Source organism: Streptomyces sp. NPDC101219 (genome assembly GCF_044767675.1).
In the GTDB taxonomy this organism is placed as follows: Bacteria; Actinomycetota; Actinomycetes; order Streptomycetales; family Streptomycetaceae; genus Streptomyces.
On sequence record NZ_JBIWOK010000006.1, the window covers coordinates 156,751 to 170,126 of the forward strand.

Consider the following 13,376-nt stretch of genomic DNA (forward strand, 5'->3'; position numbering starts at 1 on the left):
GCCTCTGCGTGTGCCCGCTCGTATCACCGATCCCGAACAGCTCAAGGAACTCCTCGGCATCCCCTTCACGCCGGAGCAGACGGCCTGCATCACCGCGCCGCCCGCCCCGCAGGTGATCGTGGCCGGAGCCGGATCGGGCAAGACGACGGTGATGGCGGCCCGCGTGGTCTGGCTGGTTGGCACCGGCCAGGTCGCTCCCGAACAGGTACTCGGTCTCACCTTCACCAACAAGGCGGCCGGTGAACTCGCCGAACGCGTCCGCAAGGCGCTGATCAAGGCCGGGGTCACCGACCCCGAGCACCTCGACCCGGACAACCCGCCGGGTGAACCGGTCATCTCCACCTACCACGCCTTCGCCGGACGGCTGCTCACCGACCACGGCCTGCGCATCGGCCTCGAACCGACCTCCCGCCTCCTCGCCGACGCCACCCGCTACCAGCTCGCCGCGCGCGTCCTGCGCGAGGCCCCCGGCCCCTACCCCGCCCTCACCCGCTCCTTCGCCGACCTGGTCGCCGACCTCCTCACCCTCGACGGCGAACTCTCCGAGCACCTCGTCCGTCCCGAGGACCTGCGCGCCCACGACACGGACCTGCTGCGCGCCCTGGAGAACACCAAGCTCAGCAACGCCGACCTGCGCAAGATCCCCGAGGCCGCCGCCGCCCGCCGCGAGCTGGCCGACCTCGTCCTGCGCTACCGGGCCGCCAAACGCGAACGCGACCTGCTCGACTTCGGCGACCAGATCGCGCTGTCCGCCCGGCTCGCGACCGTCCCCGACGTGGGCCGCGCGCTGCGGGAGGAGTTCCGCGTCGTCCTCCTCGACGAGTACCAGGACACCTCCGTCGCCCAGCGCGTGCTGCTGGCCGGCCTCTTCGGCGACGGCACCGGCCACCCGGTCACCGCCGTCGGCGACCCCTGCCAGGCCATCTACGGCTGGCGCGGCGCCTCCGTCGCCAACCTCGACGACTTCCCCGACCACTTCGCCCGCGCCGACGGCCGCCCCGCCACCCGCCAGTCGCTCAGCGAGAACCGCCGCAGCGGCGGCCGCCTGCTCGACCTGGCCAACGGACTGGCCACGCCCCTGCGGGCGATGCACGCCGGCGTCGAAGCCCTCCGTCCGGCCCCCGGCGCCGAACGCGACGGCACCGTGCGCTGCGCACTGCTGCCCACCCACGCCGAGGAGACCGACTGGATCGCCGACTCCCTCGCCCACCTCGTCCGCACCGGCACCGCACCCGGTGAGATCGCGGTGCTGTGCCGCACGGCCGCCGACTTCGCCGAGATCCAGGGCGCCCTCGTCGCCCGTGACGTCCCGGTCGAGGTCGTCGGCCTGTCCGGGCTGCTGCACCTCCCCGAGATCGCCGACCTGGTCGCCGTCTGCGAGGTCCTCCAGGACCCCGGCGCCAACGCCTCCCTCGTGCGGCTGCTGACCGGGCCGCGCTGGCGCATCGGCCCGCGCGACCTCGCCCTGCTCGGCCGCCGCGCCCGGCTCCTGGTCACTCACGCGCGCGTCGTCGACGACGACCCCGACCGCCGGCTCGCGGAGGCCGTCGAAGGCGTCGACCCGTCCGAGGTGATCTCCCTGGCCGACGCCCTCGACACGTTCCTGGAAACCCCGCTGGACGGGCACGGCGACGACGACGGCCTGCCCTTCTCGCCCGACGCGCGCGTGCGCTTCGCCCGACTGGCCACCGAGCTGCGCGACCTGCGGCGCTCGCTCGCCGACCCCCTCATGGACGTCCTGCACCGCGTCCTCGCCGTCACCGGCCTGGAGGTCGAACTGTCGGCGTCCCCGCACGCCCTCGCCGCCCGCCGCCGCGAGACCCTCTCCAACTTCCTCGACATCGCCGCCTCCTTCGCCGCCGGCGACGGCGAGGCCACCCTGCTGGCCTTCCTGGGCTTCCTGCGCACCGCCGCCCAGTACGAGAAGGGCCTGGACAACGCGCTCCCCGGCGGCGAGAACACCGTCAAGGTGCTCACCGCCCACAAGTCCAAGGGACTGGAGTGGGACGTCGTGGCCGTCCCCGGCCTCGTCAGAGGCACCTTCCCCAGCAGCCAGGGCCGTGAGAAGTGGACCGCCCAGGGCAAGGTGCTCCCGCACGCGCTGCGCGGCGACGCCGCGACCCTGCCCGACCTCACCTCCTTCGACGCGCGGGGCCTGAAGTCCTTCCACGAGGCCATGAAGGACCACCAGCACACCGAGGAACTCCGCCTCGGCTACGTCACCCTCACCCGTCCCCGGTCCCTGCTCCTCGGCTCGGGCCACTGGTGGGGACCCAGCCAGAAGAAACCACGCGGCCCGTCCGAGTTCCTGCTCGCCCTCTACGAGCACTGCGCCGCCGGACACGGCGAGATCGAGGCGTGGGCGGACGAGCCCGCCGAGGACGAGGAGAACCCCGCCCTCCATCAATCCGACGACGACCAGGTGTGGCCCCTGCCCCTCGACAGCGGCGCCCTCGCCCGGCGCCGCGCGGCCGCCGACATCGTCCTCGCCCATCTCGACACGCTCGCCGCCGGTGAGTACGGCACGCCCCCGGCCGCACCCGGCCCGACGGACACCTACGACGACCCCGACTGGCCGCCGCCCCCCGACGAGGACGACCCGTGCCTCGCCGAGGACCCGTTCCCCGACGCCCCGTTCGCCGACGACGAGCCGTTCCCCGATGACGACCCCTTCTTCGACCAAAGCAGCCCCGGCGGCGCGGAAGATCCGGAGGGTGCGCCTGAAGACACCTTCCCCGATGATCAGCATGGCCCGGGCCCGAACCAGATCCCGAACCCGGACCCGTCCCCGGACGGCGACCCACGCCCGCACGCCGCGCCGGCTACACGGCCCACCGTCCCCCACCAGGCGACCGGCCCCGGCCCCGGAGCCGCAGCCCCGCAGGCCCGCCGCCCGGCCGGAACCGCGCCCCGCGACCCAGGCCGGAGGACCCGCCTCACCCCCGAGGAGGCCCGCACCGTCGCCTCCTGGGACCGCGACCTCGACGCGCTCACCGGAGAACTGCTGCGCGCCCGCGACCGCGTCACCGACGTCGTCCTGCCCCCCTCGCTCACCGCCTCCGAGGTGCAGCGCCTGGCGGCCGACCCGGACGGCTTCGCACGCGAGCTCGCCCGCCCCATGCCCCGCCCGCCGCAGCCGGCCGCCCGCCGCGGCACCCGCTTCCACGCCTGGGTCGAATCCCGCTTCGAAGCGCTCACCCTGCCGCTGCTCGAACCCGACGACCTGCCGGGCGGCGACGCCGAGATCGCCGACGAACAGGACCTGCAGGCCCTCAAGGACGCCTTCGAGCGCACCGAGTACGCCCGGCGCACGCCGTACCGCGTGGAGGCGCCCTTCCAGCTGACGATCGCCGGCCGCGTCGTCCGCGGCCGCATCGACGCCGTCTACCGGCACGACGACGGCGACCGGCCGACCTACGAGATCGTCGACTGGAAGACCGGCCGCAGCCGCACCGCCGACCCGCTCCAGCTCGCCGTGTACCGCCTGGCCTGGGCCGAGCAGCAGGGCGTCCCCCCGGAGTCGGTCACCGCCGCGTTCCTGTACGTCCGCACCGGCGAGGTCGTCCGCCCCGACCCCCTCCCCGACCGCGCCGCACTGGAACGGCTCCTCGTCGCGGACCCGTCCGGTGAGATACCGCACTCCGAGGAGGCCGGCGCGGGCCGTTAGGCTCGTGACCATGAGCCAGCCCGTTGACAGTGCCGTCGACGCCGTCCGTACCTACATAGAGGATCACCGCGCCGCCTTCCTCGACGACCTCGCCGAGTGGCTGCGCATCCCGTCCGTGTCGGCCCAGCCCGACCACGCGCCGGACGTGCACCGCAGCGCCGCCTGGCTCGCCGACGCACTCCGGCGCACCGGCTTCCCGGTCACCGAGATCTGGCAGACCCCCGGCGCCCCCGCCGTCTACGCCGAGTGGCCCTCCGACGACCCCGACGCCCCCACGGTCCTCGTCTACGGCCACCACGACGTGCAGCCCGCCGCCCGCGAGGACGGCTGGGACAGCGAGCCCTTCGAGCCCGTCGTCCGCGGCAACCGGCTGTACGCGCGCGGCGCCGCCGACGACAAGGGCCAGGTCTTCTTCCACACGCTCGGCGTCCGCGCCCACCTCGCCGTCACGGGCCGCACCAGCCCCGCCGTGACCCTCAAACTGCTCGTCGAGGGGGAGGAGGAGTCCGGCTCCCCGCACTTCCGGGCCCTCGTCGAGGAACACGCCGACCGGCTCGCCGCCGACGCCGTGATCGTCTCCGACACCGGCATGTGGGCCGAGGACACCCCGACCGTGTGCACCGGGATGCGCGGCCTCGCCGAGTGCGAGATCCGGCTCCACGGGCCCGGCCAGGACATCCACTCCGGCTCGTTCGGCGGCGCGGTCCCCAACCCGGCCACCGCCGTGGCCCGCCTGGTGGCCGCCCTGCACGACGAGCACGCGCGCGTCGCGGTCCCCGGCTTCTACGAGGGCGTCACCGAGCTCACCGACCGCGAGCGGGAACTCTTCGCCGAGCTCCCCTTCGACGAGCAACGGTGGCTGGCCACCGCCAAGTCCCACGCCACCCACGGCGAGGCCGGCTACACCACCCTCGAACGCGTCTGGGCCCGGCCCACCGCCGAGGTCAACGGCATCGGCGGCGGCTACCAGGGCGCCGGCAGCAAGACGGTCATCCCCTCGTCGGCGATGGTCAAGCTGTCGTTCCGGCTCGTCGCCGGGCAGGATCCCGACCACATCGAGAAGGCCGTCCGCCACTGGGTGGCCGCCCAGCTGCCCGACGGCATCCGCAGCGAGGTCGTCTTCCGCCCCGCCACCCGGCCCTGCCTGACCCCGCTCGGCCACCCCGCCCTGCAGGCCGTCGTCCGGTCCATGGAACGCGCATTCGGCCGGCCGGTGCGCTACACACGCGAGGGCGGCTCCGGCCCCGCCGCCGACCTCCAGGACGTCCTCGGCGCGCCCGTGCTCTTCCTCGGCATCTCCGTACCGTCCGACGGCTGGCACGCGCCCAACGAGAAGGTCGAGATCGACCTGCTCCTCAAGGGCGTCGAGACCACCGCGTACCTGTGGGACGACCTGGCCGGACAGCGGCGGCACGTCCCCTGACGCCGTCGAGCCGTCCGGCCCGGCCGCCCGCGCGGGGCACACTGGAAGGACCCCGCCGCCGTGTGCCGCCGGACCGGTCGCCGCCCGCCGCACGTACCGCACGACCACCCGCGACCCAATCCGTTCCACCGGGGGAGTTGGAAGCACCCGTGACCACCTGGACCGACCACACCGCCGACCGCCCCGTCTCGCTCACCGCCCCGAACGGCATCGACCGCGCCGCCCACCACCGCCTCGACGAGGCCTGGCTCGCGGCGGCGTGGAGCCACCCCTCCACCCGCTGCTTCGTGGTCTCCGGCGGTCAGGTCCTCATCGACGAGACGGCCGACGGCCGGACCGAACTCGTCATGACGCCCTCCTTCGAAGCCCCGCTCACCGAGGCCCACCGTTACTTCCTGGGCATCGACCAGGACGGCGTCAGCTACTTCGCCCTGCAGAAGGACTCCCTGCCCGGCCGCATGGACGACTCCGCCCGCCCCGCCGGGCTGCGCGAGGCCGGACTCCTGCTGTCGCCGCGCGACGCCGGCCTCATGGTGCACGCCGTCGCCCTGGAGAACTGGCAGCGCCTGCACCGCTTCTGCTCCCGCTGCGGCGAACGCACCGTCATCGCCGCCGCCGGCCACATCCGGCGCTGCCCCGCCTGCGGTGCCGAGCACTACCCGCGCACCGACCCCGCCGTGATCATGGCCGTGGTCGACGAGAACGACCGCATCCTCCTCGGCCGCCAGGTCCACTGGCCGGAGGGCCGCTTCTCGACGCTGGCCGGGTTCGTCGAGCCGGGCGAGTCCATCGAGCAGTCGGTGCGCCGCGAGGTCCACGAGGAGGTCGGCATCGACGTCGGCGAGGTGGAGTACCTCGCCAGCCAGCCCTGGCCGTTCCCCTCCAGCCTCATGCTCGGCTTCGTCGCCCGCGCCACCTCGACCACGATCGAGGTCGACGGCGACGAGATCCACGAGGCCCGCTGGTTCTCCCGCGACGAACTCGACGCCGCCTTCACCTCCGGCGAGGTCCTCCCGCCCTACGGCATCTCCATCGCGGCCCGCCTGATCGAACGCTGGTACGGCAAGCCCCTCCCCACCCGCACCGCCTTCTGACGTACCCGCCCCACGCAAAGGGGTGGCCGCCCCGAGAGGGACGACCACCCCACTGCTGTACGGGCCGCTCAGGCACCGATCCTCTGCTTCACCTGCGCCAGCGACGGGTTGGTGAGCGTGGAACCGTCCGGGAACAGCACGGTCGGCACCGTCTGGTTGCCCCCGTTCGCCTTCTCGACGAACGCGGCCGAGTCCGGGTCCTGCTCGATGTTGATCTCGGTGTACGCGATGCCCTCGCGGTCCATCTGGCTCTTCAACCGACGGCAGTAGCCGCACCACGTGGTGCTGTACATCGTCACAGTGCCCGGCATGTCGTTTCGCTCTCCTTCGGCGGCTCGGGGAAGTCCTCGTCCAGGGAACGTACGCGCCCGCACCGCCATTCCCGGCGGGCGGGGGCCCCGCCGGCGACGCGGAGTGATCTCCGCCGCACCGGGGCGTGACGCCTGCGCACCGGCCCGCCCCCGTCAGCCTGCCGCATTAGTACGACTGCGAAGGTCCGCCTGTGGACAACCGGCTCACCCGTCGCCGGCGACCTGGCAGCATGGCGGTGTGACAGCAGCAACGCACTCCCCCCTCTTCCCGCAGGTACCGGACTCGGCCGACGCGGTGCTCGAAGGGCTCGACCCCGAGCAGCGCGAGGTGGCCACCTCCCTGCACGGCCCGGTGTGCGTGCTGGCGGGCGCCGGTACGGGCAAGACCAGGGCGATCACCCACCGGATCGCCTACGGGGTGCGGGCCGGCATCCTCCAGCCGTCCAGCGTGCTCGCCGTCACCTTCACCAACCGTGCCGCCGGGGAGATGCGCGGCCGGCTCCGTCAGCTCGGCGCGGTGGGTGTCCAGGCGCGCACGTTCCACTCGGCGGCACTGCGGCAGCTCCAGTACTTCTGGCCGAAAGCCATCGGTGGCTCCCTGCCCCGGCTCGTCGACCGCAAGGCCCAGCTGGTCGCCGACGCGGCCGCCGCCTGCCGCATCCGGCTCGACCGGGGCGAGCTGCGGGACGTCACCGCGGAGATCGAGTGGGCGAAGGTCACCCAGACCGTCCCCGCCGACTATCCGCTCGCGGCCGCGAAGAGCGCACGGGAGGCGCCCCGCGACCCGGCCGAGGTCGCCCAGCTGTACGCCGCCTACGAGGAGCTCAAGCGGGAGCGCGTCGTCATCGACTTCGAGGACGTGCTGCTGCTCACCGTCGCGGTGCTCCAGGACCGGCACGACGTGGCGGAACAGGTCCGCGCCCAGTACCAGCACTTCGTCGTCGACGAGTACCAGGACGTCAGTCCGCTCCAGCAGCGGCTGCTGGAACTGTGGCTCGGCGACCGGGACAGCCTGTGCGTGGTCGGGGACGCCAGCCAGACGATCTACTCGTTCACGGGTGCGACGCCCGACCACCTCCTCGACTTCCGTACCCGGCACCCCGGTGCCACGGTCGTCAAGCTGGTCCGTGACTACCGCTCCACCCCGCAGGTCGTCCGGCTCGCCAACGGTCTGCTCGCCCAGGCGAGCGGCCGGGCCGCCGACCACCGGCTGGAACTGATCTCCCAGCGGGCCGGGGGACCGGAGCCGGTCTTCGCCGAGTACGCCGACGAACCCGCCGAGGCGGAGGGGACCGCGCGCCGGGTCCGCGAGCTGATGGACGCCGGGCTGCCGGCCAGCGAGATCGCCGTCCTGTTCCGTACCAACGCCCAGTCCGAGACCTACGAGCAGGCCCTCGCCGACGCCGGGGTGCCCTACCAGCTGCGGGGCGCGGAGCGGTTCTTCGACCGTCCCGAGGTGCGCAGGGCGATCGTCGCGCTGCGTGCCGCGGCCCGCTTCGGGGGCAACGACGCGCTGCTCGACGACGCGCCCGACCTGCCGTCCCAGGTTCGTGCCGTGCTGTCGGGCGAGGGCTGGAGCGCGCAGCCGCCGGCCGGCTCGGGCGCGGTGCGCGAGCGCTGGGAATCGCTGGCAGCGCTGGTGCACCTCGCCCAGGACTTCGTGGCCGCGAAGCCGGGCGCCACGCTCGCCGACCTCGTCACCGAACTCGACGAGCGGGCCGGTGCGCAGCACGCCCCGACCGTGCAGGGCGTCACCCTCGCCTCCCTGCACTCGTCCAAGGGCCTGGAGTGGGACGCCGTCTTCCTGGTCGGCGTGGCCGAGGGCATGATGCCGATCACCTACGCGCGCACCGACGAGCAGATCGAGGAGGAGCGCCGGCTGCTCTACGTCGGCGTCACCCGCGCCCGTGAGCGTCTCCACCTGTCCTGGGCGCTCTCCCGCTCCCCCGGGGGCCGTCCGAACCGGCGGCCCAGCCGTTTCCTGGACGGACTGCGTCCGGGGTCGGGCAGCGGCCCGGGCCGGGCGGGCGCGGGCGGTGCCGGAGGCGTGGAGCGCGGCGTACCGGGGGCGGCGGCGGGTGCCGGGCCGTCCGGTGCGCTGCCGGGGCGGGTGCGCAGACAGCGCAGCCCGGCCCGCTGCCGGGTCTGCGGCCGCACTCTCACGGACGGCGGCGAGCTGAAGCTGCTGCGGTGCGAGGAGTGCCCCTCCGACATGGACGAGGGTCTCTACGAGCGGCTGCGGGACTGGCGCGCCGAGCAGGCGCGGCGCAGCGGACAGCCGGCCTTCTGCGTCTTTACGGACAAGACGCTGATGGCGATCGCCGAGTCCGACCCGGAGGACGAGCACGAGCTGGCCCGCATCCCCGGCGTCGGCATGCGCAAGCTGCGCCGCTACGGTGCCGATGTGCTGGCCATCTGCGCAGGCCGTGAGGGCGTCGGGGGCAAGGATCAGGACTGATCCGAACTCGTCGAAAAAATAGTTTGCGCATGCGCCGGGAATCCCCATAGGTTCTTAGGCACGGGAACGGAGGCCTTCTCGGAGGCCCTGAGTCCGTGTTGTACTTGTTCATCCGCAGGACTGGTTCGTCCCAGTCCCCGATGCGCCGAGAGGAGGCGAGCCCAGTGATCAGCATCAAGAACAACTCCGTCGTCAAACTGACCGATCGCTCGGCCGTCTCCGCGTGCATGCTCGGCGCCTCGAACCAGGGCACCGGTGTGTCCGGCATCCGTGCCGCACGCCTGGCGTCCTCCATTGCTCCCGCGGGCCTTGCCGTCCGTGAGCGCGATGCGCGACCGACCGAGGCACTGGACGCAGTAGTGGCACAGGCCGAGGCCTATGCCTTTGCGGCAGCCGGTGCCGGATTCCGGGAGCAGACGACGCAGCACCACCTGATGTGGGCCTTCCGTGGGCCAGAACCCTGGAGTGATCCAGCCTGATCTGATCAGGCCGGCGCCTTCAGGGCCGCGGAACCCCATCCGGGATCCGCGGCCCTTCTGTTTGTCCACGAACGGTGGACGACGCCGAAGAAGGCGCCTCGGGGCAGAGAACAGAACCCGGTACCAGCCGCCATACCGGCCGACCGGCCGGAAACGACCAGACGAGGAAGACGAACCGTGCAACTCGAAGCGCACGCCCCGTCCGTACCGCCTTCCGACACGATCCCCAAGCCTGGCTCCACGGAGGACCCGACCTTGACTCCGCTCACCGCGCTCACCGCGCTCGACGACGCCATCGAGAACCTCGGCGTGCCCGTCCCCTGCCGTTCCTACGACCCGGAGGTCTTCTTCGCCGAGTCGCCGGCGGACGTCGAGTACGCCAAGTCCCTCTGCCGTACCTGCCCGCTGGTCGAGGCCTGCCTCGCCGGTGCCAAGGAGCGGCGTGAGCCGTGGGGCGTCTGGGGTGGGGAGCTGTTCGTCCAGGGTGTCGTCGTCGCCCGGAAGCGGCCGCGTGGCCGTCCGCGCAAGAACCCGGTCACGGCATGAACACCCCCGGCACGATCGACCGCCCCCTCACGCACGACCCCCAGAAGCAGGCCCCGATGATCCCGTCCGCTCACGAGCCCTCCGGCTCCGCGACCGAAGACTTCACCACCAGTGGTGCGAACGACTCGCGCCAGAACAGGACCCGAGAGATGCAACTCATTCCCGAAGCCATGGCCCGTGCTCATATGCACGAGCGACTCGACGAGGCGCAGCGGGAGCGCCAGGCCGTGCGCCTGGTGACCGCTCGCCGGATGCAGCGCCGTGCCGAGCGCGCCTCCCGGCGTGCCCGCCGGGCGCTCGCCATGGCGGTCATGCAGTAGGGCCTGTCGTTCGGATCATGCCGGGTTCGCGGGGCTCCCTGATCCGGCCTGATCCAGACGAAAGACCCTGGCCGACGCCATGCGCAGCGCGCCTCCCCGTGGGGAGGTCGGCGCCTTCTCCGCGGGGGCCGGTCCGTGCCGAACGGACCGGCCCCCGCGCCGCGTTGTGCGCGCGGCCCGCGGAGCGCGGGGTTATGGTCGGCAGGTGACGACTCGGCCCGACGGCCCTGACGAGGAGGGTTCCGCGACGGAGCCCGGGGCCGTGCTGTGCGCCCGCTGCGGGACCGCTGCCGACGGGCCGCCGGTGACCTGGACGCTGTCCGTGGAGGGCGGCGTCCGCCGGCACTACTGCGAGGTCTGCTCCCGGGAGAACGTCAGGGCGATCGAAGGACGCCTGGACGCCGAGTGGTGGTGAGGGCGCCGGGACGGGGGTGACCCGGCCCGGCCGGCGTCTCCTTGGTGCTTTCCGCCTCGTGGGGCGGCTTCTTCACGCCTCGGCGGCCGGCTCCTCCTGGACCGGCTCCTCGGGGACGAACCCCGGCAGCCACTCCTCCAGTTCGTCCCGCAGCCGCACCGTCGCGCCGAGCTGGCACAGGACGCCGATCGTGCTCAGCGTCACCCGGTGGATCAGCAGGTAGGCCGGGGGCAGGTTGAGCCTGCTGCCCAGCTGGTAGGCGGGGGAGCGGGGGTCGGCGATGCGGGCGGCCTGGGTGCGGATCCAGCCGCGGGTGAAGGTGAACGCGTCGGCCTGGGCCGGTTCGATGATCGGGAGCAGGTAGTCGAGGACCGCGTCCGGGTCCAGCTCGATGGACTCCTTGACGAAGCCCTCGGTGCACAGCATCGCGTAGACGGCCTCGGCCTCGCCGTCCAGTGTCATGCGCAGGGATTCGCCGATGGTGGCGGGCAGGCCGCCGGGAAGACGGTCGACGGTGCCGAAGTCGAGGACGCCGAGCCGCCAGTCGTCCTCGCCCTCCGGGCCGCCCGGCAGCAGGCGGAAGTTGCCCGGGTGCGGATCGGCGTGCAGCAGTCCGGTGCGGGCCGGACCGGAGAACAGGAAGCGGGCCAGGAGCTGGCCGGCCCGGTCCCGCTGCTCCTCGGTGCCGTCCGAGATGATCTCCGACAGCGGGATGCCGTCCATCCACTCGGTGATGAGGACCTGCTCGCCCTGGTGCACCACGTCCGGCACGACGACGTCGGGGTCGTCGGTGAACTCGTCGGCGTGGGCGCGCTGGGCCTGGGCCTCCAGGCCGTAGTCCAGTTCTTCCGAGACCCGGTCCTTGAGTTCAGTGATCAGGGGTTTGACGTCCATGCCGGGGATCAGCGGGCCCAGCAGCCGGGCGAACCGGCTCAGCTGGTTCAGGTCGGACAGCAGGGCATCGCCGGCGCCCGGGTACTGCACCTTGACGGCGACCTCACGCCCGTCGTGCCACACACCCCGGTGGACCTGGCCGATCGAGGCGGCGGCGGACGGCTTGTCCTCGAACTCCAGGAACAGGTCGCGCCAGCCCTCGCCGAGCCGCTCCTCGAGCACCGCGTGCACGGTGCGGGTCGGCATCGGAGGGGCGGCCTCCTGCAGCTTGGTCAGCGCGGCCCGGTAGGGCCCGGCGACCTCTTCCGGCAGCGCGGACTCGAAGACCGACAGGGCCTGCCCGAACTTCATCGCGCCGCCCTTCAGCTCGCCGAGGACCTTGAACAGCTGGTCGGCGGTGCGCTGTTGGAGTTCCCGGCCGACGAGATCCGCGGACTCGCCCACGATCCGCTTGCCGAGCCCCCAGGTCGCCCGTCCGGCGATGCCGAGCGGGAGCGCGGCCAGCTTGGCGGTCCGGGTGACCGCCTTCCGGGGAAGATCAGACATGCGCCCTCCAAGTCCCTGCCGACCGCTTCGCGTCCACCTGGCGGCGTGACCCCTCGGGCGGTCCTTGCCCGCCCATTGTCGCGCGTACCCGCCCGTCTCCGGAGGGGTGTTCCTCCTTACCTTTCTGTGCTGCTCCACACACGCATCCGGGGTGGGCCCGGACCGGGCGGGACTGCCAGTGCAGGGCCGGTGCGGACACCTCCCAGCGGGCGCCGGCACTCGACGGGACGCGGCCGTCCAGGAAGGCGAGCGCATGGGCCGCGGCCAGGCCGGCCACCGTGGTCGCCAGGGCCAGGTCGCAGGCACCGACTCCGCGCCGGCCGCCGGAGCGCCACTGGGCGACGAGGCGCGGCCAGGCCGGGTCACGGTCGAGACGGTGCTGCTGCAGACAGCCCGCGCAACCCGTCTCGCCGGGCAGGACCAGGGGGCCGACCACACCGGTGCCCTCCACCACCCCGGCGTACAGATGCGGCGTACCGGAGGCCAGCAGGGGTTCGGCGGCGCCCGGGTGGGGTGCGTGCACCGCGACGTCGTCCCGCGGGGCGAGCACGACCAGGGAGAATCCCGGGCCGTCCGGCTCGGGCCGGGCCCGGATGGTCCGGCGCCGGGGCTTGTCCGGAGCGGAGCGGCGGGCCGCCCGGCGGGCGGCCTCGTCCCGCCGGTCGCCGACGGCCTCGGCGGGCAGCCCGCCCGGGGCGACGTCCCACGGTTCGACGCGGCCGACGTCGCGCACGTCCACCTCGCCCACCCCGGCCCCCGCCAGCAGCGACGCCAGGACGGCACCCACCCGGCCCGCGCCCCGCACCTGCACCCGCGTCTCCCGGCGGGCGGCCAGCAGTCTCAGCGCGTCGCCCGGTCCGGGGGTGGTCACGGTGAGGGCGGCCAGGTCGGGACGCAGCCGTTCGAGCACCTCCGGCCGGCCGCGCAGGGCGTCGGCGGCCGGGCCGCCGCCCCGGGAGTCGTCCAGCAGACCGGCCCGCGACAGCCTGCGCACGAGCCGGTCGACGTGACCGTCGGGCAGGTCCATGCGCCGGCCCTCCTCGCGCAGGAGTTCCAGTCCGCGGGTGCCGTTGAGCAGTTCAAGGAAGCTGCCGGTCGCGGTGTCCACCGGGCCGAGCGTCAGTGCGTGCGTCGGCGTCATGCCGAACTGCACGGTGTTGAGGTCACGCCAGCCGCGCCTGAGCGCGGGCTTCACCATCGGATGCATCGAAAGGCCCCCGTAC

The 13,376-nt window shown here is 73.4% G+C and carries 11 protein-coding genes; 8 read left to right on the forward strand and 3 right to left on the reverse strand.

Translation table 11 applies throughout. The annotated features are described in order from the left end of the window. Positions 1-10 precede the first annotated feature (10 nt). From ACIRPP_RS13710 to nudC, 3 genes are all read left to right on the forward strand, one after another. Positions 11-3,667 carry a UvrD-helicase domain-containing protein gene (locus ACIRPP_RS13710; RefSeq protein ID WP_403641503.1) on the forward strand — a complete coding sequence of 1,219 codons (3,657 nt, stop codon included), beginning with the start codon at positions 11-13 and terminating at the stop codon, positions 3,665-3,667. Positions 3,668-3,677: 10 nt separating this feature from the next. Next, entirely contained in the window at positions 3,678-5,090 is a 1,413-nt protein-coding gene (locus ACIRPP_RS13715; protein WP_403641506.1) for a dipeptidase, read from the forward strand. 137 nt (positions 5,091-5,227) lie between these two features. Further along, positions 5,228-6,184 carry an NAD(+) diphosphatase gene (gene nudC / locus ACIRPP_RS13720; protein ID WP_403641509.1) on the forward strand — a complete coding sequence of 319 codons (957 nt, stop codon included), beginning with the start codon at positions 5,228-5,230 and terminating at the stop codon, positions 6,182-6,184. A 68-nt stretch (positions 6,185-6,252) separates the two neighbouring features. Here nudC and ACIRPP_RS13725 read toward each other — a convergent pair whose 3' ends face one another. Beyond that, the gene (locus ACIRPP_RS13725) at positions 6,253-6,495 is read right to left on the reverse strand and encodes a mycoredoxin (protein WP_403641512.1); all 243 of its coding nucleotides are present in this window, start codon (positions 6,493-6,495) and stop codon (positions 6,253-6,255) included. A 238-nt stretch (positions 6,496-6,733) separates the two neighbouring features. On the opposite strand from ACIRPP_RS13725, the gene ACIRPP_RS13730 reads away from it, so the two are divergent. The 5 genes from ACIRPP_RS13730 (at position 6,734) to ACIRPP_RS13750 (ending at position 10,713) form a co-directional block, all read left to right on the forward strand. After that, on the forward strand, positions 6,734-8,953 hold the full coding sequence (locus ACIRPP_RS13730) for an ATP-dependent DNA helicase UvrD2 (RefSeq protein ID WP_403641514.1): 2,220 nt from the start codon (positions 6,734-6,736) through the stop codon (positions 8,951-8,953). Positions 8,954-9,093: 140 nt separating this feature from the next. After that, the gene (locus ACIRPP_RS13735) at positions 9,094-9,432 is read left to right on the forward strand and encodes a hypothetical protein (RefSeq protein WP_225611238.1); all 339 of its coding nucleotides are present in this window, start codon (positions 9,094-9,096) and stop codon (positions 9,430-9,432) included. Between the two features lie 177 nt (positions 9,433-9,609). Continuing rightward, a complete protein-coding gene (locus ACIRPP_RS13740; RefSeq protein WP_004983671.1) occupies positions 9,610-9,978 on the forward strand; it encodes a WhiB family transcriptional regulator in 369 nt (122 codons plus the stop codon). Continuing rightward, positions 9,975-10,298 (forward strand): hypothetical protein, encoded by a 324-nt coding sequence (locus tag ACIRPP_RS13745; RefSeq protein ID WP_164337100.1) that lies wholly within the window; start codon positions 9,975-9,977, stop codon positions 10,296-10,298. The genes ACIRPP_RS13740 and ACIRPP_RS13745 overlap by 4 nt, the downstream gene beginning before the upstream one ends. A gap of 205 nt (positions 10,299-10,503) precedes the next feature. Beyond that, a complete protein-coding gene (locus tag ACIRPP_RS13750; RefSeq protein ID WP_403641518.1) occupies positions 10,504-10,713 on the forward strand; it encodes a hypothetical protein in 210 nt (69 codons plus the stop codon). A 72-nt stretch (positions 10,714-10,785) separates the two neighbouring features. Here the strand turns inward: ACIRPP_RS13750 and ACIRPP_RS13755 are convergent, their stop codons facing one another. After that, positions 10,786-12,153 carry an ABC1 kinase family protein gene (locus tag ACIRPP_RS13755; RefSeq protein ID WP_403641521.1) on the reverse strand — a complete coding sequence of 456 codons (1,368 nt, stop codon included), beginning with the start codon at positions 12,151-12,153 and terminating at the stop codon, positions 10,786-10,788. After that, on the reverse strand, positions 12,146-13,360 hold the full coding sequence (locus ACIRPP_RS13760) for a TOMM precursor leader peptide-binding protein (RefSeq protein WP_403641524.1): 1,215 nt from the start codon (positions 13,358-13,360) through the stop codon (positions 12,146-12,148). Before ACIRPP_RS13760 ends, ACIRPP_RS13755 begins: the two co-directional genes overlap by 8 nt. Positions 13,361-13,376 lie beyond the last annotated feature (16 nt).

What these genes read in the sequence shown, in the direction of transcription:
- ACIRPP_RS13745 (WP_164337100.1), top strand. Translation starts at nt 9,975, where the DNA reads ATGAACACCCCCGGCACGATCGACCGCCCCCTCACGCACGACCCCCAG.
- ACIRPP_RS13755 (WP_403641521.1), bottom strand. Translation starts at nt 12,153, where the DNA reads ATGTCTGATCTTCCCCGGAAGGCGGTCACCCGGACCGCCAAGCTGGCC.
- ACIRPP_RS13715 (WP_403641506.1), top strand. Translation starts at nt 3,678, where the DNA reads ATGAGCCAGCCCGTTGACAGTGCCGTCGACGCCGTCCGTACCTACATA.
- ACIRPP_RS13735 (WP_225611238.1), top strand. Translation starts at nt 9,094, where the DNA reads ATGCGCCGAGAGGAGGCGAGCCCAGTGATCAGCATCAAGAACAACTCC.
- ACIRPP_RS13760 (WP_403641524.1), bottom strand. Translation starts at nt 13,360, where the DNA reads ATGCATCCGATGGTGAAGCCCGCGCTCAGGCGCGGCTGGCGTGACCTC.
- ACIRPP_RS13725 (WP_403641512.1), bottom strand. Translation starts at nt 6,495, where the DNA reads ATGCCGGGCACTGTGACGATGTACAGCACCACGTGGTGCGGCTACTGC.